Source organism: Variovorax paradoxus, from assembly GCF_000834655.1.
GTDB classification, from domain to species: Bacteria; Pseudomonadota; Gammaproteobacteria; order Burkholderiales; family Burkholderiaceae_C; genus Variovorax; species Variovorax paradoxus_F.
Genome location: NZ_JXQQ01000012.1, coordinates 34,525 through 59,939 on the forward strand (window position 1 = coordinate 34,525; position 25,415 = coordinate 59,939).

Annotated in this window: 24 protein-coding genes; 14 read left to right on the forward strand and 10 right to left on the reverse strand. The window is 66.5% G+C overall.

Features of this window, described 5'->3' with window-relative positions; translation table 11 throughout:
- Nucleotides 1–51 precede the first annotated feature (51 nt).
- Both RT97_RS06580 and RT97_RS06585 read left to right on the forward strand, forming a co-directional pair.
- Nucleotides 52–486 (forward strand): DUF3806 domain-containing protein, encoded by a 435-nt coding sequence (locus RT97_RS06580; RefSeq protein WP_052810591.1) that lies wholly within the window; start codon nucleotides 52–54, stop codon nucleotides 484–486.
- Nucleotides 487–565: 79 nt separating this feature from the next.
- On the forward strand, nucleotides 566–1,087 hold the full coding sequence (locus RT97_RS06585) for a C40 family peptidase (RefSeq protein ID WP_080898211.1): 522 nt from the start codon (nucleotides 566–568) through the stop codon (nucleotides 1,085–1,087).
- Nucleotides 1,088–1,103: 16 nt separating this feature from the next.
- On the opposite strand, the gene kdsA is transcribed toward RT97_RS06585, so the two are convergent.
- Complete coding sequence (kdsA, locus tag RT97_RS06590) at nucleotides 1,104–1,949, reverse strand: 3-deoxy-8-phosphooctulonate synthase (protein WP_042578058.1); 846 nt, start codon at nucleotides 1,947–1,949, stop codon at nucleotides 1,104–1,106.
- Nucleotides 1,950–2,134: 185 nt separating this feature from the next.
- Between kdsA and RT97_RS06595 the strand changes: the two genes are divergently transcribed.
- The 4 genes from RT97_RS06595 (at nucleotide 2,135) to RT97_RS06610 (ending at nucleotide 6,347) form a co-directional block, all read left to right on the forward strand.
- The gene (locus tag RT97_RS06595) at nucleotides 2,135–4,207 is read left to right on the forward strand and encodes a carbon starvation CstA family protein (protein ID WP_042577991.1); all 2,073 of its coding nucleotides are present in this window, start codon (nucleotides 2,135–2,137) and stop codon (nucleotides 4,205–4,207) included.
- A gap of 8 nt (nucleotides 4,208–4,215) precedes the next feature.
- On the forward strand, nucleotides 4,216–4,422 hold the full coding sequence (locus RT97_RS06600; protein ID WP_013542989.1) for a YbdD/YjiX family protein: 207 nt from the start codon (nucleotides 4,216–4,218) through the stop codon (nucleotides 4,420–4,422).
- A 113-nt stretch (nucleotides 4,423–4,535) separates the two neighbouring features.
- On the forward strand, nucleotides 4,536–5,807 hold the full coding sequence (locus RT97_RS06605; RefSeq protein ID WP_042577992.1) for a glutamate carboxypeptidase: 1,272 nt from the start codon (nucleotides 4,536–4,538) through the stop codon (nucleotides 5,805–5,807).
- 120 nt (nucleotides 5,808–5,927) lie between these two features.
- Nucleotides 5,928–6,347, forward strand: a complete 420-nt coding sequence (locus tag RT97_RS06610) for a sel1 repeat family protein (RefSeq protein ID WP_042577993.1) — start codon at nucleotides 5,928–5,930, stop codon at nucleotides 6,345–6,347.
- A gap of 146 nt (nucleotides 6,348–6,493) precedes the next feature.
- Here the strand turns inward: RT97_RS06610 and metC are convergent, their stop codons facing one another.
- From metC to RT97_RS06630, 4 genes are all read right to left on the reverse strand, one after another.
- A complete protein-coding gene (metC, locus tag RT97_RS06615; protein WP_042577994.1) occupies nucleotides 6,494–7,702 on the reverse strand; it encodes a cystathionine beta-lyase in 1,209 nt (402 codons plus the stop codon).
- A 41-nt stretch (nucleotides 7,703–7,743) separates the two neighbouring features.
- Nucleotides 7,744–8,754: a Bug family tripartite tricarboxylate transporter substrate binding protein gene (locus RT97_RS06620; RefSeq protein WP_042577995.1), complete on the reverse strand. Its 1,011-nt coding sequence runs from the start codon at nucleotides 8,752–8,754 to the stop codon at nucleotides 7,744–7,746.
- A gap of 53 nt (nucleotides 8,755–8,807) precedes the next feature.
- Complete coding sequence (locus RT97_RS06625) at nucleotides 8,808–10,388, reverse strand: rhodanese-like domain-containing protein (protein WP_042577996.1); 1,581 nt, start codon at nucleotides 10,386–10,388, stop codon at nucleotides 8,808–8,810.
- Nucleotides 10,389–10,471: 83 nt separating this feature from the next.
- Complete coding sequence (locus RT97_RS06630) at nucleotides 10,472–11,062, reverse strand: cysteine dioxygenase family protein (protein WP_042577997.1); 591 nt, start codon at nucleotides 11,060–11,062, stop codon at nucleotides 10,472–10,474.
- A 106-nt stretch (nucleotides 11,063–11,168) separates the two neighbouring features.
- Here RT97_RS06630 and RT97_RS06635 point away from each other — a divergent pair, with 106 nt between their 5' ends.
- The 4 genes from RT97_RS06635 to RT97_RS33080 all read left to right on the forward strand — a co-directional run bounded on the left by RT97_RS06635 (nucleotide 11,169) and on the right by RT97_RS33080 (nucleotide 17,600).
- Complete coding sequence (locus RT97_RS06635; protein ID WP_042577998.1) at nucleotides 11,169–12,047, forward strand: LysR substrate-binding domain-containing protein; 879 nt, start codon at nucleotides 11,169–11,171, stop codon at nucleotides 12,045–12,047.
- Between the two features lie 107 nt (nucleotides 12,048–12,154).
- Nucleotides 12,155–14,650, forward strand: coding sequence for a type VI secretion system Vgr family protein (locus tag RT97_RS06640; RefSeq protein WP_080898212.1), 2,496 nt, complete (start codon nucleotides 12,155–12,157; stop codon nucleotides 14,648–14,650).
- Nucleotides 14,651–14,658: 8 nt separating this feature from the next.
- On the forward strand, nucleotides 14,659–17,085 hold the full coding sequence (locus RT97_RS06645) for a M23 family metallopeptidase (protein WP_042577999.1): 2,427 nt from the start codon (nucleotides 14,659–14,661) through the stop codon (nucleotides 17,083–17,085).
- Complete coding sequence (locus RT97_RS33080; RefSeq protein WP_155403757.1) at nucleotides 17,082–17,600, forward strand: hypothetical protein; 519 nt, start codon at nucleotides 17,082–17,084, stop codon at nucleotides 17,598–17,600. Before RT97_RS06645 ends, RT97_RS33080 begins: the two co-directional genes overlap by 4 nt.
- 10 nt (nucleotides 17,601–17,610) lie before the next feature.
- Here the strand turns inward: RT97_RS33080 and RT97_RS06650 are convergent, their stop codons facing one another.
- From RT97_RS06650 to RT97_RS06660, 3 genes are all read right to left on the reverse strand, one after another.
- Nucleotides 17,611–18,441: an urease accessory protein UreD gene (locus RT97_RS06650; protein ID WP_042578000.1), complete on the reverse strand. Its 831-nt coding sequence runs from the start codon at nucleotides 18,439–18,441 to the stop codon at nucleotides 17,611–17,613.
- Between the two features lie 122 nt (nucleotides 18,442–18,563).
- Nucleotides 18,564–19,094, reverse strand: coding sequence for a nucleoside deaminase (locus RT97_RS06655; RefSeq protein ID WP_042578001.1), 531 nt, complete (start codon nucleotides 19,092–19,094; stop codon nucleotides 18,564–18,566).
- Entirely contained in the window at nucleotides 19,091–20,125 is a 1,035-nt protein-coding gene (locus RT97_RS06660) for an ABC transporter substrate-binding protein (protein ID WP_042578002.1), read from the reverse strand. Before RT97_RS06660 ends, RT97_RS06655 begins: the two co-directional genes overlap by 4 nt.
- Nucleotides 20,126–20,474: 349 nt before the next feature.
- Between RT97_RS06660 and RT97_RS06665 the strand changes: the two genes are divergently transcribed.
- The gene (locus tag RT97_RS06665) at nucleotides 20,475–21,602 is read left to right on the forward strand and encodes an aromatic ring-hydroxylating dioxygenase subunit alpha (RefSeq protein WP_042578003.1); all 1,128 of its coding nucleotides are present in this window, start codon (nucleotides 20,475–20,477) and stop codon (nucleotides 21,600–21,602) included.
- A 30-nt stretch (nucleotides 21,603–21,632) separates the two neighbouring features.
- Here the strand turns inward: RT97_RS06665 and RT97_RS06670 are convergent, their stop codons facing one another.
- Complete coding sequence (locus RT97_RS06670; RefSeq protein ID WP_042578004.1) at nucleotides 21,633–22,934, reverse strand: D-amino acid dehydrogenase; 1,302 nt, start codon at nucleotides 22,932–22,934, stop codon at nucleotides 21,633–21,635.
- A gap of 128 nt (nucleotides 22,935–23,062) precedes the next feature.
- Here RT97_RS06670 and RT97_RS06675 point away from each other — a divergent pair, with 128 nt between their 5' ends.
- Complete coding sequence (locus RT97_RS06675; RefSeq protein WP_042578005.1) at nucleotides 23,063–23,530, forward strand: winged helix-turn-helix transcriptional regulator; 468 nt, start codon at nucleotides 23,063–23,065, stop codon at nucleotides 23,528–23,530.
- Between the two features lie 65 nt (nucleotides 23,531–23,595).
- Nucleotides 23,596–23,997, forward strand: coding sequence for an OsmC family protein (locus RT97_RS06680; protein ID WP_042578006.1), 402 nt, complete (start codon nucleotides 23,596–23,598; stop codon nucleotides 23,995–23,997).
- Here the strand turns inward: RT97_RS06680 and RT97_RS06685 are convergent.
- Nucleotides 23,994–24,341, reverse strand: coding sequence for a winged helix-turn-helix transcriptional regulator (locus RT97_RS06685; RefSeq protein ID WP_013542967.1), 348 nt, complete (start codon nucleotides 24,339–24,341; stop codon nucleotides 23,994–23,996). The two genes, RT97_RS06680 and RT97_RS06685, sit on opposite strands and share 4 nt — an antisense overlap.
- 115 nt (nucleotides 24,342–24,456) lie before the next feature.
- On the opposite strand from RT97_RS06685, the gene RT97_RS06690 reads away from it, so the two are divergent.
- The gene (locus RT97_RS06690; protein ID WP_042578007.1) at nucleotides 24,457–25,326 is read left to right on the forward strand and encodes an NAD(P)-dependent oxidoreductase; all 870 of its coding nucleotides are present in this window, start codon (nucleotides 24,457–24,459) and stop codon (nucleotides 25,324–25,326) included.
- Nucleotides 25,327–25,415 lie beyond the last annotated feature (89 nt).

Sequence of the window (25,415 nt, forward strand, 5' to 3'; positions counted from 1 at the left end):
GATCGTGCCATACGATATCGGCCACCCCATCGAGTCGAAAGTACGCACGCCATGGAACAAAAGATCGAGGCTCCTACCACTGCCGACCTTCATGCCATCGCGCACCAGTTGATGCATGCGGCGGAACTGGTGTCCGAAGCGACGGGCCTCGTGTTGTCGGGAACGATGGCCGATCTGGCGGTACTGCAGAAGGTCGTCGATTCGAAGATCGTCGAGCCCGAGGCCACGTATTCGCTGCAGGCACTGGGCCTGGCCTTCGGCAAGGTCTTCATCGAAACCCAGGAGAACTACGACTGGTGGATGGTCGAAGACGAATACGGCAGGGACCCTGCGATCCGCTACAAGCAGACGACGCTGCTGCTATTTCCGATGACGATGCTTTCAAAGCGTATCGAGGATGGGGAGGAGGTCGACGTGGCGGAGATCTTCAAGGGGTTGCAGGAGACGGTGCGGGAGGTTCTGGCGGAGCATTACCCGGGTGTCTAAGGCAGGCACCGGGGCGGCCAGGCCGTATCCCGTCAGGCCGGTAAAGTCCGTGCACGTCAACGAGACCCGCCATCACCACATGCCTGACACCGCCGTGCCGATGACCCGTTCGCAACGCTCCCGCATGCCGCTGCACCGCCTGCTGCCGATGGGCGTCTTCCTGCTGATGGTGGGTTGCGCGAGCCCACCCGCGCCGCAGCGGCCCGCCGTCTCCAACATCCCGCCGCTCACCGCCGAGCAATCGAACAGCATCACGATCCATGCGCTGGGGCTCGTGGGCACGCCGTACCGCTATGGCGGCAACACGCCCGAGGGCGGCTTCGATTGCAGCGGGCTCATCGGCTATGTGTACCGCAGCAGCCTCGGGCAGGTGCCGCCGCGCACGGTGGCGCGCATGGCGTCGTTCGGCCGGCCGGTGGCGATGTCCGAGATCCGCTCGGGCGACCTCGTGATCTTCGGAAACTCGACGCCGTCGCATGCGGGCATCTACGTCGGCGACGGGCGCTTCGTGCATGCGCCGTCGACCGGCGGCGAGGTGCGGCTCGACCGGCTCGACGGCGTCTATTGGTCGCGCCAGCCGACGCAGGCGCGGCGGCCGTGAGCGCTTCCGCGCCCGGCTAGATATTCAATACCGGGAACGACTTCACCAGATCGTCCAACGCCTTGAGCTGCGTCAGCAGCGGTTCGAGTTGCGCCAGCGGCAGCGCGCTCGGGCCGTCGCACTTGGCCTGTGCCGGGTCCGGATGGGCTTCGAGAAAAAGACCGGCGAGGCCGATGGCCATGCCGGCACGCGCCAGGTCCACCAGTTGCTCCCGCCGGCCACCGGAGGCGGCGGCGCCGGCCTCGCGCTGTTGAAGCGAATGGGTCACGTCGAAGATCACCGGCAGGTCTTGCGTCACCTTCTTCATGACGCCGAACCCCAGCATGTCGACCACGAGGTTGTCGTAGCCGAAGCAGGTGCCCCGGTCGCACATGATGATCTGCTCGTTGCCGGCTTCCTTGAATTTCTCGACGATGTTCAGCACCTGCGACGGGCTCAGGAACTGCGGCTTCTTGATGTTGACGACGCGGCCGGTCTTGGCGAGCGCCACCACCAGGTCGGTCTGCCGCGCGAGGAAGGCCGGCAGCTGCAGCACGTCGACCACCTCGGCAACCGGGGCCGCCTGCCAGGGCTCGTGCACGTCGGTCAGCAGCGGCACGCCGAATTCGGTCTTGACCTCCTGCAGGATCTTGAGGCCCTCGTCCAGGCCCGGGCCGCGGTACGAATGAATCGACGAGCGATTGGCCTTGTCGAAGCTGCCCTTGAAGACATAGGGAATGCCCAGCTTGCCGGCGACGCGAACGAACTCGGCCGCGGTGCGCAGGGCCAGGTCGCGTGACTCGAGCACGTTGACGCCGCCGAACAGCACGAAGGCACCGTCGTTGCGAACATTGATATGGGGATGGATGGTGACGGTGGACATGGGTGGATTCTCCGGATAGGCGACGGCATTTTCGCGCGCCGCGCGGCGCACGATCCGGCTTTGCCCACGCGGCGTTCGGGTTTTCCATTACGCAGTGCCACGCGGCCTTTCCACGCGGTCCGACGGATGGCAACGCGGCCCCGTCCGGCAAGACTCCTCGGGTTCAATATCGAGGAGACATCCGCATGCACAGCATCCGCCGCCATCTGGTGTGGCTGGTCGTGGCCGTGGTCGGCGCGTTCGCGCTCGGCACCGTCGCCCTGACCCGTGGTGAAAGCGTCAACGCCCTGTGGGTGGTGGCCGCCGCGATCTGCACCTACCTGATCGCCTACCGCTACTACAGCCTCTTCATCGCCGACAAGGTGCTGGGCCTGGACGGCAACCGCAAGACACCCGCGCACCGCCACAACGACGGCCTGGACTATGTGCCGACCGACAAGAACGTGCTGTTCGGCCACCACTTCGCAGCCATCGCGGGCGCGGGTCCGCTGGTGGGCCCGGTGCTCGCGGCGCAGATGGGCTACCTGCCCGGCCTCCTGTGGATCCTGGCCGGCGTGGTGTTCGCCGGCGCGGTGCAGGACTTCATCGTTCTCTTCATTTCCACGCGCCGCGACGGCCGCTCGCTGGGCGACCTGGTCAAGCAGGAGATGGGCGTGGTGCCCGGGATGATCGCGCTCTTCGGCACCTTCATGATCATGATCATCATCCTGGCGGTGCTGGCGTTGATCGTGGTGAAGGCGCTGGCCGAATCGCCTTGGGGCACCTTCACGGTGGCCGCGACGATTCCGGTGGCGCTCTTCATGGGCATCTACCTGCGGTTCATTCGCCCGGGGCGCATCGGCGAGGTCTCGCTGATCGGCTTCGTGCTGCTGATGCTCGCCATCTTCGGCGGCCAGGCCGTGAGCCAGAGCGCCGAATGGGCGCCGCTCTTCACCTTCGACGGCAAGGCGCTCACCTGGATGCTGGTGGGCTACGGCTTCGTCGCCGCGAGCCTGCCGGTGTGGCTGCTGCTCGCGCCGCGCGACTACCTCTCGACCTTCCTGAAGATCGGCACGATCATCGCGCTGGCCATAGGCATCGTGTTCGTGATGCCGACGCTGCAGATGCCGGCCATCACGCAGTTCGCGCAGGGCAACGGCCCGGTGTGGTCGGGCAGCCTGTTCCCGTTCCTCTTCATCACGATCGCGTGCGGCGCGGTGTCGGGCTTCCATGCGCTGATTTCCTCGGGCACCACGCCCAAGATGCTGGACAACGAGCGCCATGCGCGCTTCATCGGCTACGGCGGCATGCTGGCCGAATCGTTCGTCGCGGTGATGGCGCTGGTGGCGGCCTCGTGCATCGAGCCGGGCATCTACTTCGCGATGAACAGCCCCGGCGCACTGGTCGGCACGACAGCGCAGCAGGTGGCGGCCACGGTGTCGAGCTGGGGCTTCGTGATCACGCCCGAGATGTTGCTGCAGACCGCCAAGGACGTGGGTGAAACCACCATCCTCGGCCGCGCAGGCGGCGCACCGACGCTGGCCGTGGGCATGGCGCACATCCTCCACCAGGCGATCGGCGGGCAGGCCATGATGGCCTTCTGGTACCACTTCGCGATCCTGTTCGAGGCGCTGTTCATCCTCACGGCGGTGGATGCCGGCACGCGCGCGGGCCGCTTCATGCTGCAGGATCTTTTGGGCAGCTTCGTGCCCGCGCTCAAGCGCACCGATTCGCTGCCCGCCAACCTCGTGGCGACGGCGTTGTGCGTGGCGGCGTGGGGCTACTTCCTGTACCAGGGCGTGGTCGATCCGCTGGGCGGCATCAACACGCTGTGGCCGCTCTTCGGCATCTCCAACCAGATGCTCGCCGCGGTGGCGCTGCTGCTCGGCGTGGTGGTGCTGTTCCGCATGAAGCGCGAGCGCTATGCGTGGGTGGCGATCGCGCCGGCCGCGTGGCTGCTGGCCTGCACGCTCACGGCGGGCTGGCAGAAGATCTTCTCGGCCGACCCGAAGATCGGCTTCCTCTCGCATGCGGCGAAGTACACCGAAGGCCTGGCCAACGGCGTGCTCGTGGCGCCGGCGAAGACGCCCGAGGCGATGTCGCGCATCGTCTTCAACGACCGGCTCGACGCAGCGCTGTGCGCGCTCTTCATGTTCGTGGTGCTCAGCGTGCTGGTCTACAGCATCAAGGCGTGTCTCGCGGCGCGCGCGGCCAACCGGCCGACCACGCAGGAGACGCCGTTCGAGCCCGCCGGCACGTCGGCTGCGGCGGCCCACTGAGAACGGCCATGGCCCTCGCATTGCCGGAAGCCGGCCGCTACTTCGCCCGCTCGCTCAAGCAGTCGCTGCGGTTGATGGTCGGCCTGCCCGACTACGACGCCTACCTCACGCACATGGCGGCCACGCACCCGGACCGGCCGCCGATGAGCTACGAGGCCTTCTTCCGCGAGCGGCTGGAGGCGCGGTACGGGGCAGGCAAGGGGCGTTGCTGCTAGTCCGTACGCCGTTCGCTTGACCCGCGCGGAACGCGGGTGATAGCCTGCTTCGCCTGCGAGGAGCAGGCTTTTTTGCGCTGGGCAATCCAGTGAACGAACCGAGAACGGACCCAATGACTTTTTCCAAGCGCCCATCCCCCGTCAAGAACCCCGCGCCGCTGCGCGCCGCCTGCCAGGGCGTGCTGCTCGCCTGCGCACTGCTCGCCGCGGCCGGCAACGCCGTGGCCCAGAAGCCGCACCAGGGCGCGCTGGACGCGGCCACGCAGCAGAAGGACGAGGCGCTCAAGCTGCTGGAGCGCATGGTCAACATCGACTCCGGCTCGACCGTGACCGAGGGGCTCGCCAAGGTGCGCGAGATGGCCGTCGAGGAACTGCGCCAGCTCGGCGCGCGCATCGAGACCTTTCCGGCCGATCCGCACCCCGGCACCAACGTCGTCGCCACGCTGACGGGGCAGGGCAAGAAGAAAATCCTGATCCTGGCCCACATCGACACCGTCTTCAAGGACGGCACGGCCGCCGCCAAGCCGTTCTACATCAAGGACGGCCGCGCCTACGGCCCCGGCGTGATGGACAACAAGGGCGGCGTCGTCGCCGGCCTGCAGGCGCTGAAGGTGCTGCAGAAGATCGGCTTCAAGGACTACGGGCAGATCACCTTCCTGATCGACACGAACGAGGAGATGGGCTCGGTGGGCACCACCGCGCTCATCGAGCGTGTGGCCAAGCAGCATGACGTGGCGCTGAACCTGGAGCCGGGCCGCCCGGCCGACGGCCTCGTGGTGGAGCGCAAGGGCTCGGCCACCGCGCTCGTCGAGGTCAAGGGCCTGGCCGCGCATGCGGGCGTTGCGCCCGAGACCGGCCGCAACGCCGCCATGGAAGTGGCGCACCAGGTGCTGCAGCTCTCGAAGACGGCGGACGCCGCGAAGAAGACGACGGTCAACTTCACGGTGCTCACGGCCAACGGCGCGACCAACGTGATTCCCGCGAGCGCCAGCGCCAAGGGCGACGTCCGCGTGGCCACGCCCGACGAGTTCGACCGCGTCGAGAAAGACCTGATCCGCATCTCGCAGAACAAGCTGATCCCCGAGACCGAGGTGCGCGTGCGCCTGGTGCGCGGCCTGCCGCCGATGCCGCGTTCGCCCGCGTCGGACAAGCTGGTCGCCATGGCCGAGGGCATCTACGCCGAGATCGGCAAGAAGCTCACCATCGAGAGCAGCGGCGGCGCGGCCGACGCGAGCCTGGTGGCGGGCGTGGGCGTGCCGGTGCTCGACGGCTTCGGCATCGTGGGTGGCGGCATCCACACGCCGGAGGAGTACGCCGAGGTCGAGAGCGTGGTGCCGCGCGTGTACCTGCTCTCGCGCATGCTGATGGACCTGAGCGCGAACTGATCGCTCGCGCGCCGGCGCAGCCTCAGGCATTGGCTGAGGCTGGCTGCGTGAATTCCAGTTTTTCTTTTGGTGACTTCGGCGCCACGATGCATCCACATCAATGACCTGTGGAGAACGTCGATGGCTTCCGAACTCAACCAGATCGCCGGCTGGTCGCTGCGCTGGCGTCTCTTTCTCTCGGGCGCGCTGTGCTTCGTGGCCGCGTTCGCCGCGGCGAGCCCGCCGGACCGCAGCCTCGAGCTGCACGCGGCGCAGCGCTTCCAGCTCGCCCTCGAGGCCCAGACCGCGCGCGACTACCGCACGATGCTCCAGCAACTGCGCGAAGCCGCCACGCAGGGCGATGCCGAGGCGCAGGAAATGCTCGGCATGGTGCTGCTCGCCGGGCCGGTGCTCTACGGCATGTCGGTGCGCGCCGACCGCTGCGAGGCGCGTCAGTGGATGCGCCAGGCGGCGATGCAAGGGAGCGAAACGGCGAAGGTGCAGCTGACGTTTCTCAATCGATTGCGCAATGCGCCTGCGGGCGTGGTCGCTTGCGATTGAGGTGACGTGAAGCGAGCCAGCGGGCGAGCAGGCACGAGCGGCCCGCTCGCTGCGCTTCAAGGCGCCCTGGACGCGCCGTGCAGGTAGCCGGTCATCTCGTCGGCGAACCGCGCAGGGGCGATGTCAGGACACGAGGCGCGGAAGCGTCAACGCGAGCCGGCCATTGCCGCGAAGCCGTGCGCAAGATCGCGCTGCAGGTCGGCCGGCGCTTCCAGGCCGATGTGCAGGCGCACGACCGCGCCGCGCGCGCTCCAGTCGGTCACGCTGCGCGCTGCGCGCATGTTGGTCCATGCCACGAGGCTTTCGTAACCGCCCCATGACGAGCCGCGGCCGAACAGCGACAGCGCATCGGCGAAGCGCTCGACCGCCGCGTTCTCGGTGCCCTGCTTGAACTCGAACGAGATCAGCCCGTTGGTGCCGTTGCAGTCGCGCTTCCAGAGGTCGTGGCCCGGGTGCTGCGGCAGCGCAGGGCAGAACACCGTCGACACTTCGGGCCGTGCCTGGAGCCAGTGCGCGACTTCGAGCGCATGCCGCTCGTGCATCTGCAATCGCGCCGAGAGCGTGCGCATGCCGCGCAGCACCAGCCAGGCGTCGTCGGGACTCACGGTCATGCCGAAGGCGTCGCAGCGCTCGTTGAGCGGCTGCCAGGCTTCGCGCGTGGTGGCGACGGTGCCCATCATCACGTCGGAGTGGCCCGAGAGGTACTTGGTCGCGGCCATCGTGGAGATGTCCGCGCCCAGTTCGATGGGGCGGTACTGCACGCCCGAACCCCAGGTGTTGTCGGCCGCGAGCAGTGCGCCGCGTGCGTGCGCGAGTTCGGCCAGCTTTGGCAGGTCGCACATCTCGTAGACCAGCGAGCCGGGGCACTCGGCGTAGACCAGGCGCGTGGCGGGCTCGAAAAGCGCCTCGATGCCGCTGCCATCCGCCGCGAAGAAGCTGCTGCGGATGCCGTAGGGCGCGAGGAACGAGTGCACGAGGTTGCGCGTCGGCTCGTACACGCTGTCGGACATCAGCACATGGTCGCCCGGCTTCAGGTACGACAGCAGCACCATGCCGATGGCCGCAAGGCCCGTCGGGAAGAGCCGCGTGCGATAGGCGCCTTCGAGCTCGCTCACCGCATCTTCGAGCGCGAAGGTGGTCGGCGTGCCGCGCGCACCGTAGCTGAAGGCGCGCTCGTCGCCGCGGCGCGCGCGGGTGTCGCGCATCGCGGCCACGCTGTCGAACAGCACGGTGCTGGCGCGCACCAGCGGCGTGTTGACGGGCGTGCCACCGAAATAGGCCGGCGATTTGCCGGTGCGCGTGAGCCGCGTGTCGAGCGCCTGTGCAGCTGGGTCTTCTTTGTGCGAGTCGGACATGGTGGTGTTCTGTCGAGCGTGGGCCAGGCCTCTATGGTGCGTCAATCCGCCTTTGCGCCGGAGAGTTTGACGATGCGCGACCACCGGTCGATGTCCTGCTTCAGTTGCGCGGCAAAGGCTTCCGACGAATTGGCCACGACTTCGCTGCCGCCGTCGTTCACCAGCTTGGTCACTTCGGGCAGGCGCAGCGTGCGCACGATGGCTTCGTTGAGATAAGCCACGCGTTCGGGCGGCGTGCCGGCCGGGGCGAAGAAGCCGTACCAATCTTCAAAGCGCGCGCCGGCGTAGCCCAGCTCTTCGAGCGTCGGCGACTTGGCGAACACGCCGATGCGGCGCGGGCTGGTCACCGCGAGCACGCGCAGCTTGCCGTTCTGCACGAGACCCGCGACAGAGGCGGTCGAGGTCACGAGCACGTCGACCTGCCCGCCGAGCAGGTCGGTGAGCGCTGGGCCTGCGCCCTTGTAGGGCACGTGGGTCATGTCGATGCCGTTGTCCTTGGCGAGCACGACGCCCACCAAGTGCGAGAGCGTGCCGTTGCCAGGCGTCGCGTAGGTCACCTTGCCGGGCGTTCCCTTGGCCTTGCTGGCAAGGTCGGCAAAGCTCTTGAGTGGCGAATTGGCATCGACCACGAGCGCGAGCGGCGCAGCGTTGATCTGCGTGATCGGGATGAAGTTCTTCACCGGATCGAACCCGGCCGAGGCATAGAGCGTGGGGTTCACCGCCATGATCGACACCTGCGAGGTGAGCACGGTGTAGCCGTCGGGCTTGGAATCGGCCACGGTCTTGGCGCCGATGTTGCCGCCCGCGCCGCCGCGGTTGTCGACCACCGCGGCCTGTCCCATGATTTCGGGCAGGCGCGTGGTGACCAGGCGCGCCGTTGCATCGTTGCCGCCGCCGGGCGGGAAGGGCGAGATGAATTTCACCGTCTGCGAAGGGAAGCCATTGCGTGCGGGCAGCGGATCGGCCGATGCGGGCTGCACGGCCAGCGCCGCGAGCCACGTGGCGGCCATGGCAAGACGAGCGAAATGCGAAGCGCGGAAAGCAGACGACATGGCAGGACTCCTGAGATAGGAACGGACAACGACGAGCGAGGGGAAAGCGGTGGCTAGGTGTGCGATGCCGATGCGGCCGAGGGCAGCCTGAAGGCCGCGCGCTCCTGTGCATCGAGCTGCGCGACGAGGCCGGTTTCCCACGCGAGGTAGCGGCGCGCGGCCTCCTTGTTGCCGTCGTGGCGGTCGTGCACGAAGAAGAGGTAGTCGATGCAGTCGGCGTCGGCGGGCAGCACGGGCGTTGCCTCGATCGGCAAGCCGGCAGCGCGCCATGCGGCCATGCCGCCTTCGAGCAGCAGCGCAGCGCGGTCTGGAAGTTCGGACGCGGCGGCCCATGCGGCGAGCGCGGCGTCGTCGGCCACGAGCACGATCTGTCGCGTCTCGCCTTTCACGTCGGCGGCAAGGCGCGGGCGAATCGACCAGCGGGCCTGCGGGATATGGCCGGCGCGAAACTGCATGCTGCCGCGCAGGTCGACAAGCGCGACGTCGCCCTGTGCGAGGCGCGCTGACAGCGCCTTCGCATCGATGGTCGCCAGCGCGGGTGCGGCCGGTGCGGCGGCGGGTGCGAGCGCGAGGCCGCTCGCGAGCCCGCCTTCGAGCACGCTCGCGTCGTGGCCCATCTGCCGCAGCCAGCTCGCGACGGTCGGCGCGCGCACGCCGTCGTCGTCGAACAGCACGAGCCTCGCGCCTCGCACGCCGAAGTACTGGTCGCCGGCCTGCATCAGCTGGCCGCCGGGCGTGTGCTGCGCACCGGGGAGGCTGCCGGCGGCGAACTCCTCGGGCGTGCGCACATCGCAAAGGAAGAGGGTGCGGCTCGTCTCCGCAGCCCATCGCTGCACGGTCTCGGCGGGCACCGTGGGCACGTCGAAGCGTTCGGCGAGCGCCTTTGCCGCAAGGCGCAGGTCGGTGTTGCCGCTGTCGGCCGCGTAGCGCTGCGTGCCGCCGTGTCCCAGCTGGTGGTCGCTCAGGTACCAGCCCTGCGTGCCGTTCTCCAGCGCGTAGACCGGGTTCGGCAGCCCGAGGTTGATGAGCGTCTGCGCGCCGATGATGCTGCGCGTGCGGCCCGCGCAGTTGATGACGATCGGCGTGGTCGTGTCGGGCACGAGCCGGCGCACGCGATAGGCCAGCTCGCCATTGGGGCAGCAGGTCGCGCCCGGTATGTTCATCTTGTGGAACTCGCTGACCGGGCGGCCGTCGAGCACGACGACCTTGTCCTTGCGCGCGAGCATTTCGGCCAACTGGTCGGCGCTGACGCGGGGGGTGTGATACGTCTCCTCGGCCAGTTCGCCGAAGGTCTTGGAGGGCAGGTTGACGCCCGCGAAGAGCACGTAGCCCGCGGCTTTCCAGGCGGCGGTGCCGCCTTGCAGCACGTGCACGTCGGTGTAGCCCAATGCGGCGAGCTGCCCGGCCGCGCGATCGGCCACGCCAGCCTCGCCGTTGTCGTACGCCACCACGCGCACGCCGCGGCGCGGCACCAGGCGCGGTGCATCGACTTCTAGGCGGCTGAAGGGCAGCGGGATGCCGTAGAACAGGTGCGCCTCGCCGTACTGGCCGTGCTCGCGCACGTCGAGCAGCGCGATCTCGCCGCCGTCGTGCAGCCAGGATTTGAGGGTCTTCGGGTCGATGTGGGAAGTCATGGGGGCCAGTCTTGGGGGCGAACGAGGTCCTGCAAGGCGTGCGCCTCGCATGAAAAAGAAGGTGGATCGAAGAGGGCGGCGGGTCAGCGGCGCGTCGGCACGCCGATGCCCATCGTCTGGTAGGTGCCCGCGGCCATGTCGTACGCGGTGCGCTCGTTCAGCGTCTCGAGCGCGCGGCCGTACATGTGCAGGTGGCGGATGACCTGCTCGCCCTGGATCTCGACCGAGTGGATGTCTTCGGGCATCAGCGCGATGCCCTTGCCCGGCGCCACCACGACCAGCGCCGTCTCCTCCAGCTTGCCGACGCCCGGCACGGCGCCGTCGTCGGTGCGCGCGTACACGCGGTTGTGCTCGGTGCCTTCCACGGCGGCGATGCAGGCCCAGGTGGTGTGGTTGTGCGGCACGATCTTCTTGCCCGGGCGCATCACGTTCAGGTAGAGCGCGTAGCTCTGGTCGGGGTCTTCGGCGATCAGGTAGCGGGCCTGGTGCTCGCCGGCTTCGGGCGGCGGAAAGTCGGCGGCGCCCCAGTACTCGGTGTGGGCGGCCAGGCCTTGCAGCGAATCGAGCACCGCATCGAGCTTTTCGCGGGTCGGTTCAGCGCCGGCGATGGCTTTCTTCATCTGGCCGATCGATGCCTCGACTGCCTGGCGGCGTTGCTCGGATGGGGTGCTCATGCAGTTTCTCCAGTGGGGTTGCCTGTTCGGTATGCATTCACTGTAGTGACGGGAGGGTGACGCCACAATCCAGGCAGCGCAAGAAACACATCAATAAAATTAATGTATGCCCACGCTCGATCTTGAACTGCTGCGCTCCTTCGCGGCCGTCGTCAGCCACCACAGCTTTGCGGCGGCCGCCGTCCACCTGGGGCGCACGCAGTCGGCGATCACGCAGCAGATGCAGCGGCTGGAAGAGCAGATCGGCCACCCGCTCTTCGTCAAGCAGGGCCGCCAGAAGCGGCTGACCGAGCACGGCGAGCGGCTGCTGAGCTATGCGCACCACATGCTCGCGCTGAACGACGAGGCGCTGCGGAGCCTGCGGCAGGGGCAGCTCGAAGGCAACCTGCGCATCGGCGCGCCGCACGACGTGGCGGAGACCATGCTGCCGCTGTTGCTCACCGAAGTGGCGCGCACGTCGCCGCTTTTGCAGCTGGACATCCACATCGGCCGCAGCCCCTATCTGATGACCTCGCTCAAGAGCGGCGAGGTCGACATGATCATCTCCAACCGCGCCGATCCGCAGTCGCAGTTCGAGGGGGTGGTGCTGCGCAACTCGCCCACGGTGTGGCTCTGCGCCGCGGGCTATGTGCACGACCCGACGAAGCCGGTGCCGCTCATCATGGCGGACGGGCCGAGCATCTTCCGCCGCATCGGGCACGAGGCGCTCGACGCGGCAGGCGTCGCGTGGACGCCGCGCTACACCTCGTCGAGCCTCATCGGCATCAAGGCGGCATTGCGGGCGGGGCTCGGCGTGACGGCACGTGGCGTCGAGCAACTCGATGCAGGACTGCGGGTGCTGGGCGCGGGCGACGGCATGCCGCGGCTGCCGGACCTGGCTTATTACCTGTACGTGCGCAGCCACGTGGTGAACCCGGCGACGCGGCAGGTGTTCGAGACGCTGAAGAAGCACCTGCGGCTGCCGCGCACCGACATCCCGGCTTGAGCCGCGCCATGACATATCTCCTGTTTTCGGCGACTTCGTGGCGGGAGGCCTCGCAGGCGTGACGATTGTTCGCAGTGTTATCTGGCGCGGGCCGGAACACTGCCGCGATGCCTTCTTCTCGCACCCTTCATATCCAGAGCCCCGCCATTCCCGTTGTCCTCGGCCGCCCGGCGCTCGAGCCCGTGCGGTTGTCGGGCCGGGAATGCGTCAATGCATTGTTCGAATACGAACTGCTGCTCAAGACGCCCGACGACCTGAACCTCGGCGCCAGCGGCGCGGCCGATTTCAACCTCGACGACTTCATCGGCCGCGAGATCGGCTGCCTCATCGAACTGGACGAGGGCCCACCCCGCGAGATCAACGCGCTCGTCACCGATGCGGCCTTCTGGGGCGAAGAGGGGCGGCATGTGCAGTACAGGCTCACCTTGCGGCCTTGGCTGCACCTGGCCACCTTGTCCACCGACTGCAGGATCTTCCAGAACCTGAACGTCGTGCAGATCCTCGACGCGCTGCTGGCCGACTATGCCTTTCCCGTCGACAAGCGCCTGGTGGAGACGTACCCCTCGCGCGACTACCAGGCCCAGTACAACGAAAGCGATTTCGATTTCTTCTGCCGCCTGTGCGAGGAGTGGGGCATCAGCTACCACTTCGCGCATTCAGAGGGAAAGCACCGCCTGGTCCTCTGCGATGCGATGGGCGCGTACGGCGCCAGCGAGAGCGCCGCGTACCGGGAGGTTGAATACCACGCGCCCGGCTGGAAGCTCGATGCCGAATACCTGCACAGCGTCGTCCCCTGCCACCGGCTCACCAGCGGGCAGTACGCCAGCCGCGACTGCGACTACACGCGGCCCCGCGCCGACCTCGGCACGAGCCGCAAGGACCCGCGCCCGACCGGGCAGGCCGATCAGGAGGTCTACCAATGGCACGACGCTGCCGCCGGCAGCCACTTCGCGCAGCCTCGCGCGGGCATGGATGCAGCCAACGATCCGCAAGGCGAGGGCCGCCAGCTTGCCCTGTTGCGCATGCAGGCACTGCGCACACATGGGGCGAGGGTGCAGGCCAGCGGCAACCTGCGCGGCATGGCGGCCGGTTGCACGTTCAGGCTTGCGAGGCATCCCAGGGACAGCGCGAACGCCGAGTACCTTGTCCTGGAGACCCGCTTTCTCATCGAGGACGTTGCGCAGGACAGCCAGCGCAAGGAGGCGGCAGCAGACAGAAAGCAGCAGTGGCGCATCAGCGTCGACCTGACGGCGCATCCCGTCGTCGAAGTGCTTCGCCCGGCGCTCGCGCGTTCGAAGCCCTTCACGCGTGGCCCCCAGGTTGCCGTTGTCGTGGGCCCCGAAGGCCAGAACCTCTGGACCGACGAACTCGGCCGCATCAAGGTGCAATTTCCCTGGGACCGGCTGGGCCAGAAGAACCAGCACAGCACCTGCTGGATTCGCGTGAGTTCGCCATGGGCCGGCAACCAGTTGGGCGGCATGCACATCCCGCGCATCGGGCAGGAAGTCATCGTCGACTTCATCGGCGGCGATCCGGACCTGCCGGTGTGCACGGGGCGCGTGCACAACCAGTCGAACCTGCCTCCGTGGGCGCTGCCCGGTCAGGCGGCGCTCTCGGGTTTCAGGTCGAGGGAGCTGAGCAAGGAAGGCGGAAACAGCGCCGCGGGCCGCAGCAATCACCTCGTGCTGGACGACACCGACACGAAGATCCAGGTGCAGCTCAAGTCCGATCACCAGCACAGCCAGCTGAGCCTCGGGCACATCACGCGCATCGAAGACAACGCGGGGCGCAAGGACCCGCGCGGCGAGGGCTTCGAGCTGCGCACCGACGGGCATGGCGTCGTGAGGGCTGCGGACGGGCTCCTCATCACCACCGAGACGCGCGGCAATGCCTCCGGCCACATCAAGTCCATGGACGAGACGCTGGCGCGACTCACGGGAAGCCGCGAGCAGCACGAGAGCCTGTCGATGGCGGCCCAGCAGGCCGAAGCCCACGCCACAGGCGACCAGGATGCGGTGACCCGGGCATTGAAAGCGCAGAACGACGCGATCAAAGGGCAGGGCGGCAACCCGGCCGAGGGCCGTTTTTCCGAACTGGCCGAGCCGCATCTCGTGCTGGCCAGTCCGGCGGGCATCGAGAGCACGACGGCACAGTCCACCCACATGGCCAGCGGCGAGCATCACGCGATGACGAGCGGCGGCCACACCAGCGTGAGTGCGGGCAAGAGTTTCCTGGTCAGCGTCAAGCAGGCCATCCGCATGTTCTCGTACAAGGCCGGCATCCGGCTGGTGGCGGCCGGCGCGAACATCGAGCTCAAGGCGCTGCAGCAGAACATCCACCTGTTGGCCAAGCTCGATATCACCCACGCCGCCAACCGCATCACCATCACCGCAAAAGAGGAGCTGGTCGTCAACGGCGGCGGCAGCTTCAGCCGCTGGAATGCGCAAGGCATCCAGCACGGTACCGAGGGGACGTGGGTGGAGCACGCGGCCAGCCATTCGCTGATCGGGCCGATGAGCCGGCCTGTCGAGCCGACCGCATTTCCGCGCCCCGAGCTGCGCCTTTCTTCCCGCGAGGACGCGGCCCATCCCTTCTCGCTCTGAACATCGCCATGATCATCAGTCCTCCCTTCCTGCCCGATCGCGCGGGGCAATCCGAAGAAGCATGGCTCGACGCCGCGATGGCGCAGCCTGCATCGCGGCTGGCAAGCACCAACGCGCCGGAAGGCTCGTTCCCCTTGAGCCTGAAGCTGGGGTGGCACAACGGGATTCACATCCAGGCGCCACATTCCGGTGGCACCCATCTGCCCGTTCGGGCAATCGCAGACGGCAAAGTGATCTTCGTCCATGCACCGACGGTGCCGAACAACGACGTCAAGCACCCGCTCAACTACAACCCTTTTCATGCCGATACGCCCACGCTAGCATGGACCAGCGACGGGTTCGTCGTCGTCGAACACAGGACGGAGATCGGTGCCGAAGGAACCGCCGTCACCGAGGTCGTCTACTACAGTGCCTGCATGCACCTGGCCAGCATCGCGCAGTGCCCGAAGACGAAGGCCCCGTGGGCAGTCGGCGATGCTGTTTATCGCAAGGATGAACTGGGAACGCCTGGCCAGATTTATGGGCACGAGGGGCAGGTCCACTTCGAGATCTGCTGCGACGAAGCGAATCTCCGGCAGCTGACCCGGCGCGGGCCGAACTGGGTAGATCCGCTGGATCCGCCGGCGCCTGTCGCCGACGGGCGTACCGATAGCGTGTTCGGCAGTGTCTACATCTACTTGCCAGCAGGTACGCCAGTAAGCGCGAGCCAACCGATCGGCCAGTTACGTATGGCGAATAGTGCAGGTGGCGCGGCTGGCGCCACCGCTGCTCACGCGCTGTTGAACCCGCAGTGGGTGCAACTCGCTTGCGAGAACGGCATAGCAACGCTTACCAGCTACGACAGATTCGGTGCGCCTGTTGGCGCATCCAGAAATGACAGCCGGTACGACTACGTCAGCGGCGTCAATGCGTCTGCCGCTGTCAAGAATGCAGCGCCTCAGAGCTTTGAGTACGACCTGTATGCCGTGTGCAATGACCGCCACGGTTCCCTGGACGCGTCAACTCGGGCTGCAAGCAGCCCCAGCGGCTGGTACGAGTTGCTGCGCTTCGGACGCAACCTGGGGCCTGACCCTTTGCCCGCCAACGCCGCCCATTGGCGCAAGATCGCAACGCCCACAGGAGAGGTCTGGGTAGATCTCAATGCACAGGGCACCTTCAAGTTCAGCGATGCCGACTTTCTGCCGGTCATGGGCTGGAACTGCTTCGACGATGACCCGAACACCGATCTGCGGTGCGACTCGCTGCATATGAAAACGCTGATCCGCGATCCCGATCCGAAGAACGAGCAGCGCATGGAACGCGTCGAGTTGGCCAAGAGGCTGGGGGAGGTTGAAGTGCGGAAGAAATTGCGCCGCGCAATCTGTAAGTTCCCGTGCGAATGGGATCGAGCAACTGTCGAGGCGCGCTACGGCTGGCTGGAGACCGAGGATTTCAAGTCGACCGACGACGATGCCACTGGGGCCCAGAAATGGGATCGCTTCGTTAAGCATGCGCATGGACTCACCTTTGAGGACTTGCCCAAGGCATTCAAGCAAGCCGACTGGCGATTTCACCCGAGAGAGTTCATGGGTTCGATGCGCAGGTGTGGATGGTTGGCGCTCAAAGAGATGGCGCAACTGCTACCAAGAAAATCAACGGCTGCGAGCCGTGTGAGTTGGGCGGAGTCGATACGGCGATTTCGCGATGGATCGACACAAGGAAACGGGATGCCGCCCAGCTTGCATATCGCCCTCAACAAGGCCTTTCGCAAGTACGGCCTGATGGATTCAGCGTTAAGAAAAGCTCACTTTTTGAGTCAATGCTTTCAGGAAACGGGCGCACTGCAATACAACGTAGAAACAGGAAACGAGCGCTATTTCCGCACGATGTACGAAGTCATCACGCCGGCGGAAGCGGGCGTCGACCACGACGACCGTGGTGGCGTTGCCTGGCGGCTTGGATTGGTCTACCACAGGGTGGGCGGCCAGCGTGTTGCGTACACCCGCAACGAATATGCTGCTCTCAGGCCAGCTCAAGTACAAACAAAAGCTCAGTCACTCGGCAACATCCAGGTCGGAGACGGACAGCGATTCAGGGGGCGAGGGCTCATCCAGTTGACGGGGCGTGTCAACTATGCAGGCTATGAAGCCTATAGAGGGAGGAACTACACCACGGACCCCAACCCAGCATTGTTGGCTGCGGATGCGTTCATATCTGCCGACGTGGCGTTGAAGTACTGGGTCAATGCTGGAGCCTTCCGAGGCGCAAGCATCAGTCGCCACGCTGACGCAGGCGCCGCTCCCGGAACAATCGAGCTGGTAACGCGTGCCGTGAATGGCGGAACGACCCACCTCGAGAATCGAGTCGAATACTTCGGCTATGTCTGGAGCTTGTTGAATGACGCTCCAGTTCCTGCCGACAGCAAAGCCTTGGAGCGGCAAAAGGAAAGTACATGACCTATCGGGAACGAACGCGCCGTCGCTATGCAGGATATGCAGCCGCAATTGCGATCTGCATGCCCCTCTTGAGCAACGCTGAGGCTGGTGCCATCAGCCCATCTCACTGTGCAGCAGACGAGGTCACCTATTTTTCTTGCCAAATCAAAGGCAGCAAAAAAGTGGCCTCACTTTGTGGCCCGTCGATCATTCGCGGGTTCGATCCGGGAGCAGGACTGGAATATCGCTATGGGCGTCCTTCTTCTATTGAGTTGACGCTTCCATCCTTCGAAGGCACGCGTCCTGTCGATTTCTTTCGAGGCGAGCATTTGAATCCACACGGAGAAAGCACGGTTGTCGATTCGGTGCTGTTTACCGTCGGCGAGGTTTCCTATGGAATCACCGTACGCGAAGGAAGAAACAAGTTCATTGGGGTGTGGAAGGTGGACAGAAGAAAGCATGAGGAATGGCCTTGCGCCGGCAACGCTGTCTTTGACAACTTGCTCGACTTGGTCTTGAAGTTGCCAATGCGTTAGCGAGACACGCTCAGGTCGACCAGATCCGCGGCGCAGCTGCCGGCAATCCCCACAACTCTCCCCGCCAAGCCTGCCAAACCTGCCGCAGCAACTGCATCGCAGGCTCTACCACAGGCGCCAGCACCCGCAACACGACGACTTCGGCATGTGGGCTGGTCGCACCGGCGCTGTCGAACAGGCCGTGCGCTTCGAGCAGCGCGCGCGCCTGCGCAAGCAAGGCTTCGCGTCGCGCCCGCGTGGCCGGCGAACCCGACACGAAAAACAGCGACGCAATGCACTTGTGTCCGCCGAAGCCCAGCGGACTTTGCAGCAGCCGCCGGTCCGCCGCATCGATGCGCCCCCGTTCCAGCCAGACCCCGGGCACCTCGATGTGCTGCAGGTAGGTGCCCCGCTCGAACGGCTGGTTCGCGTTCGGCAGGCCGAGCGCCGTCACGTCCCATCCGATCATCTCGGCACCGGGTTCGACCTCGATCGTCAGCCGGTTCTCGGCCTGGCATCCGCTGTAGCAGATCGCTTCCAGCGGCAGCCATTCGAGCCGCGCGCCCCTTGCAAGCCGGATGCGCGTTCGCTGCAAGGCCAGTTCACCTTCGGAGCGGTAGAAGCGCGACGCACCCGGGGTGGTGATCAGCCCGTGGCTGCCATTCGCCGCCTCGATGTCGATGTCGAGCGTGTCTCCCCCGACCAGACCACCCGGCGGATGCACCAGCACGTTGTGGCAGATCGCGTCGCCCTCGGGGTACAGGCTCTGCAGGATGCGCAGCGGCCCGTCGTGACGAAAACGGGCGACGGTGCGGTCGGCTTCTTGTTGGTAGTCGAGGTGGAGACGGGCGTGCCAGGGCATGCGGCAAGTCTAGTCGTGGGTCATTCGGGGGTACCGCGGAACCGGCTCGGCCGGCCGCAGGTGCCGCCCCCGGCAGGGGGAAGGCGAAGCGACACGAAGTGCGCGCAGCCTGGGGGCGAGCTTTATTTCCAGGCCCCGTCGTGCGCCGCGGCGGATTCGTCCAGCAACGCCGGCCCGATGCATTCGATCGGATGCGGCGACGCGCGGAACACGTCGCGGCACGACAACTCCGCATCGCGCTGGTCCTGCCGCTCGCCGCGGAACAGGCGCAGGCGTTCGGCGTCGATGCCGAAGACCACGCGCCCGATGTTCGACCAGAAGATCGCGCCCGCGCACATCACGCAGGGCTCGCCCGAGGCATAGAGCGTGGCGCCCGCGAGGGCTTCGCGCGAGATGCCGCGGCCGGCCAGCGCGCGAATCGCGTTCGTCTCGGCGTGACCGGTGCAGTCGCCCGTCTCGCCGGTGTTGTTGTACGCCTCGGCCAGCACCTCGCCGTCGGCCGAGACGATGATCGATCCGAAAGGCCGGTTGCCGCGCCGGCGCGCGAGGTGCGACCAGCCGATGGCCTTGCGCAGATACCGCCCGTCGCGCTCGTCGAGCGCGGTTTCTTCGGGGAACGAGGCGGTGGTGTGGGTGGTGCTGTTGAAGTTCATGCCTTGGAAATCATGCGTTCGTTGCGCGATGGGAGCATCGAGGTGTTGAAGATGGCGTCGGCCGGGGGCTTGACCTTGAGTGCGAAGACCTCGGCCACCTCGTCGACCTGCTGCTCGAGCGTGAGCTTGCGGATGTCGCCGAGGCCATGGGCTCGCGTGTCCGCCGCGCCCACATATTGCGCCGTGACGCCCCAGCGTTCAAGCTCGATCTTCTCGTCCAGGATGGGCTCGCGCTGGCGCATGGCGGCGATGCTCGGCGCAGGGTTGGCGAAGGTCTCGACGATGGCGCGGTTGGTCGCGCGCAGGAAGGCGGCGACCACCTTGGGGTTCTGCGCGATGAGGTTGCTGCTCGCGAGGATCGCGTTGCCGTAGAGGTTGACGCCCGCATCGGCGTATTTCAGCACCGAGAGCTCCTCGGGCTTCATGCGCGCGAAGAGCGAGATCGCCGAGTCGTGGAAGTAGGTGGCGGCATCGACGTCGCCGCGCACCATCACGTTGTCGCGCGCGCTGAAGTCGGTGGTCTGCCACAGGAAGGCGTCGTTGCGCATGCCCTGCTTGCGGGCGACCATCGGCCAGGCGCGGCGGGTCGATTCGACGGCGGCCGCGGCGACGTTCTTGCCCTGCAGGCTCCTGAAGTCGCCGGTCACGCCGCGATCCTTGCGGCCGATGATCACGAAGGGCGCGCGGTTGTAGTACTGGTAGACGGCCTGCACCATCGGCGTGCCTGGGTTCTGCGCATTGAACTCGACCAGGGAGCTGATGTCGCCCAGGCCCATCTGGTAGACACCGCTCGCAATGCGCGTGATCGACGCGACCGAGCCGGCGCCGGTGTCGATGGTCACGTCGAGGCCTTCGTCCCGGTAGTAGCCCTTGGCGTGCGCGAGGAAGAAGGGGGCGGTCTGGCCGTTGATGCGGAAGTCGAGCGTGAACTTGACCGGGGTGAGCTTGCCGGCGCCCTGCGCCATGACGGAGGGGGCGGCAAAGGCGGCTGCAGCGGCGGAGGTGGCCGCGAGAAAGGATCGGCGTTGCATGGTGGGGCCTCGGAATCGGTGGTCTTGAATCCCCTGCACAAGAGCAGAAGGCGCTTCAAGAGCAATTTCCGGGCGGCGCACTTTCGTGGTGCGTGCGCTGCTGAACGCTTCTACTCTTGCGGGATTCCATGCACGACGCATGCCAAGGGCTTCGCCTGGGCGTTTTTCTCGGGCTTTGCGCGGAAGGCGTGCACCGGACAACGGGCCGCGCCACAATCCGGGCGCGCAATTTGCAAGGCAGGTTGCGCAGAGTAGAAGCGTTCAGCCGCAGGGTGCCCCATGCATCCAGGCAGGAAATTGCTCTTTCAGGTTCGTACGTACCCGCGCGCAACACAGAAGGAGTCCACGCATGCTCGTTACCCGACAACCCATCTTCCGCAAGTTCTGGCATGCCGTCATGCCGCTCACAGATCTGGCCGATGGCCCGAAGCCCTTCAGGCTGCTGGGCGAAGACATCGTTCTCTTCATCGACGCCGATGGCCAGCCCGCCGCGCTGCGCGATCGCTGCTGCCACCGCACCGCGAAGCTCTCCAAGGGCTGGTGCGTCGATGGCGAAGGCAAGGCCTGCGGCACCGGAGCGATCCAGTGCGGCTACCACGGCTGGACCTACGACCGCAGCGGGCAGGTGATCCGCATTCCGCAGTACGAGGCCGACCGCAAGATCTCGCCCGAGTACCGCACCACCGCCTACCGCTGCACCGCGCGTTACGGCTACGCGTGGGTGGCGCTGGAGGAGCCGATTGCCGACATCCCCGACATTCCTGAATTCACCGACGCGGCCTACCGCACGATCTTCCAGTTCCACGAAGAGTGGCAGACCAGCCCGATGCGCGCGCTCGAAAATTCGTTCGACAACTCGCATTTCAGCTTCGTGCACCGCGCCACCTTCGGCGTGGCCGCGAGCCCGAAGCCGAGCAAATACGAACTGGTGGAAAACGAATCGGGCTTCTACGCCGAGACGGTCATCGAGGCGACCAATCCGGTGAAATTCCACGCGATCAGCGGCGTGACAGATGCGATCACCACGCGCCACATGCGCAACGCCTACTTCCTGCCGTTCTCGCGGCGCCTGGACATCGAGTACCCGAGCGGCGTGCGCCACATCATCATCAATTGCTTCACGCCGATCGACGACGGGCGCATGCAGCTGTGCCAATGGCTGTTCCGCAACGACACCGAGGCCGACTGCGCCGCGCAGATGCTGATCGACTTCGACGCGGAGATCACGCGCGAGGACAAGGACATCCTCGAGTCGACCGACCCCGACGCGCTGGTGGATACGCGGCGGCGCGGCGTGGAGTATTCGATGGAGTCCGACCGCCCCGGCATGCTGATCCGCAAGCACCTGATGCAGCTGCTGGCCAAGCATGGCGAAGCGGAAATGCACCGCGGGAATTCCGCAGCCCGAGTCATCGCCCCCATCGTTCGGGCTGAGCTTGTGGAGGCCTCCCGCAGCGCTTCGACAAGCTCAGCGTGAACGACGGACGGGTGGGGGGCGGGGCGCTGCTCAAGCCGGCGCAGCAGCCGGTTGCGGGCGCGCGCCGCGTGTGGGAGCCTGCTCGTAGCGGTCCATGCCGAGCCCGTCGGTGCGGATGTCCGGCTGCTGGCCCATCACCATGTCCGAGATCAGCTTGCCGGAGCCGCAGGCCATGGTCCAGCCCAAGGTGCCGTGGCCGGTGTTGAGGAACAGGTTCGCGTAGCGCGTGGCACCCACGATGGGCGTGCTGTCGGGCGTCATCGGGCGCAGGCCCGTCCAGAAGCTGGCGCTGGCGAGGTCGCCGCCCGGGAACAGGTCGCTCACCACTTTTTCGAGCGTGGCGCGGCGGGCCGGGTTCAGGCGCAGGTCGAAGCCGCCGAGCTCGGCCATGCCGCCGACGCGGATGCGGTTGTCGAAGCGCGTGACCGCGACCTTGTAGGTCTCGTCGAGCACCGTCGATTGCGGCGCGAGCGACTCGTCGACCAGCGGCACGGTGAGCGAGTAGCCCTTGACCGGGTACACCGGGATGTCGAGGCCCAGCGAGGCGATGGCGGCGCGCGAGTAGCTGCCGAAGGCCATCACGTAGCGGTCGGCCGTCAGGATCTTGCCGGTGGTGGTGCGCACGCCAGTGATGCGGCCGCCGTCGGTTTCCAGGCCGTCGATGGCCTGGCCGAAGCGGAAGTCCACGCCCAGGCCGCGCGCGATGTCGGCCAGGCCCCGGGTGAAGAGGTGGCAGTCGCCGGTCTCGTCGTTGGGCAGGCGCAGGCCGCCGGTGAGGCGGTCGCGCGCGCCGGCCAGAGCCGGTTCGACGCCGGCGAGCGCATCGCGGTCGAGCAGTTCGTAAGGCACGCCGCATTCCTCGAGCACCGCGATGTCGCGCTGCACCGCATCGAGCTGCGCCTGCGTTCGAAAGAGCTGCAGCGTGCCGCCGGTGCGGTGCTCGTAGGCGAGGCCGGTGTCGGCGCGAAGTTGCTGCAGGCAGCCGCGGCTGTATTCGGCCACGCGCATCATGCGTTCCTTGTTGACCGCGTAGCGCTCGGGCGAGCAGTTGCGCAGCATCGCGGCCATCCAGCGCAGCTGGAACAGCGTGCCGTCGGGCCGGATCGACAGCGGCGCGTGCTTCTTGAACATCCACTTGATCGCCTTGAGCGGAATGCCCGGCGCGGCCCATGGCGTGGAGTAGCCCGGCGACACCTGCCCGGCGTTGCCGAAGCTGGTTTCTTCCGCAGGACCGGACTGCCGGTCGAGCAGGGTCACGTCGGCGCCGGAGCGCGCGAGGTAGTAGGCCGTGGTGGTGCCGATCACGCCGCCGCCGAGAACGATGACTTTCATGGTGTATCCGCTGATTCGTATGGAATGCATGGAATCTAAAGTGCACAATGCAGTGGATTCCATTGTTCTTCAGGGTTTGGCGGTGAAATCCACTGCCGAAAATCGTCCAACGCACCGCGCGGAGTGAAATGCCGGAACTCGACCGAATCGACCGCAAGATCCTCGACCTGCTGCAGCGCCAGGGCCGTGTTTCCATGACCGAACTGGCCGAGCGCATCGGCCTTTCCGCTTCGCCCTGCGCCGAGCGCGTCAAGCGCATGGAGCGCGATGGCGTCATCACCGGCTACCACGCGCGGGTGTCGCCCGAGGCGCTGGGCAAGACGCTCCTGGTGTTCGTGGAAATCAAGCTCTCGGCCAAGTCGGGCGACGTGTTCGACAAGGTCAAGCAGGAGCTCCTGCACATGCCCGAGGTGCTCGAATGCCACCTCGTCTCGGGCAGCTTCGACTACCTGGTGAAGGCGCGGCTGAGCGGCATGAGCGAGTACCGGCACCTCCTGGGCGACATCCTCAAGAAGCTGCCCGTGGCGGCCGAATCGCACAGCTACGTGGTGATGGAAGAGATCAAGGAAACGCTCACGCTCGCCGTGGACCGCTGAGCGCGGCGGCTACCATCGGCCGCGCGTTCGCTGAACTCCCACTCCACTCACCAAGGACACCGGCAATGAGCATTTCGATCCGCCGCGACGGCACCACCGGCACACGCCACATCCTCAAGATCCGCAACCACGAGATTCCGGTCGATGCCTCGCCGGCCGGCGGCGGCAGCGATGCGGGCCCCGAGCCGCACGACCTGTACGACGCGTCGCTCGCGGCCTGCAAGGCGCTCACGGTGCTGATCTACGCGCGCCGCAAGGGCATCCCGGTGGAAGACATCGAGGTGGTGGTCGATCGCGACGACAGCGAGGAGCGCAAGGGCGTCTACCGCTTGAAGTCGGGCCTGCGCCTGACCGGCGACCTGACCGAGGCGCAGCGCGACGAGTTGCTGCGCGTGGCGGGCAAGTGCCCGGTGCACAAGCTCATGACCGAGGTGAAGACCGAGATCGAGACGGGCTGGGCCGCCTAGCCTTCGGCCTTCTTGCGCGCGGCCTCCACGCGCTTGGCATAGCGATCGCCCCAATCGGCCAGCGGACCGAGCGCCGCATTGAGCGTGGCGCCCAGTTTCGTCTCGGAGTATTCGACGCGCGGCGGCACTTCGTGGAAGGCTTCGCGGTTGACGAGGCCGTCGGTTTCCAGCTCGCGCAGCTGCTGGATCAGCATCTTCTCGCTGATGTCGGGCAGCAATCGCTTCAGCTCGCCGAAGCGTCGCGGCTGCACATGCAGTTCCCACAGGATGACGGCCTTCCACTTGCCGCCGATGACTTCGAATGCGGGGCCGATGCCGCAGTTGTAGGGCTTCTTCGCCTTCATGCGCTGATCCAATACATACGTTTTGGTAAGTACCTCACTTTATGGTAGGTACTTGACCGTTTGCAAGTGAAATTCCTACGATGCACCCGTCGTCACAACCTGCATCCGGAACATCATGAGCAACAAGGAAATTTCAGTTCTCGGCCTGGGCTCCATGGGCCTCACCATCGCGCGGCTCTACCTGGACCAGGGCTACAAGGTCACCGTTTGGAACCGCTCGTCGGAGAAGGCCGATGCGCTGGTCGCGAAGGGCGCCGTGCTGGCGCGCAGCGCGGCCGAGGCGGTGCGCGCCGCGAAGGTCGTGCTGATGTGCGTCTACGACTACCGCGCCGCCGAGGCGATCCTCGCGATGGAGGGCGTTGGCGCCGCGATGGATGGCCGCTTGCTGGTCCAGCTGACCACCGGCAGCCCGACCGACGCGCGCGATGCCGAACTGTGGGCGCACCGGCAGGGCGCCACCTACCTCGAAGGCGCCATCCAGGCCGCGCCCGACCAGATGGGTCAGCCCGACACGCCGATCCTCATGTCGGGCGCGCAAGCCGTCTTCCGCGAAGCTGAGCCGATGCTGAAGGTGCTGGGCGGCGGCATCGTGTACCTGGGCGAGAAGGCGAGCGCCGCCGCGGCGATGGACCTGGCCACGCTCTCCACCATCTACGGCACGCTGCTCGGGTTCATGCACGGCGCGCGCATCGCCGAGCACGAAGGCTTCGATGTGGCCGAGTACGGCCGCATCGTCGCGCGGATCATGCCGACCTTCGCCGGCTTCCTTCAGCATGAAGGTTCGGTGATCCAGTCGGGCGACTTCAAGATCTCGCAGAGCCCGATGCGCATTTCGGTCGAGGCGACGCAGCGCATCCTGCAGACCGCGCATGAGGCGGGCATCAACACCGAGTTCCCGACGTTTGCCGCAGGGCTCTTCCAGCGTGCCGATGCGGCGGGGCTCGGCGGGGAAGAGATCGCGGCGCTGGTCAAGCTGCTGCGCTGAAAACGCGGATGCCGGGGCTCGGGGTTCACGCATGGGAACCCCTTCGCCCTTCATGAAGATTTCCTGAAGTTGCCGGTAGGGGCTTGGCA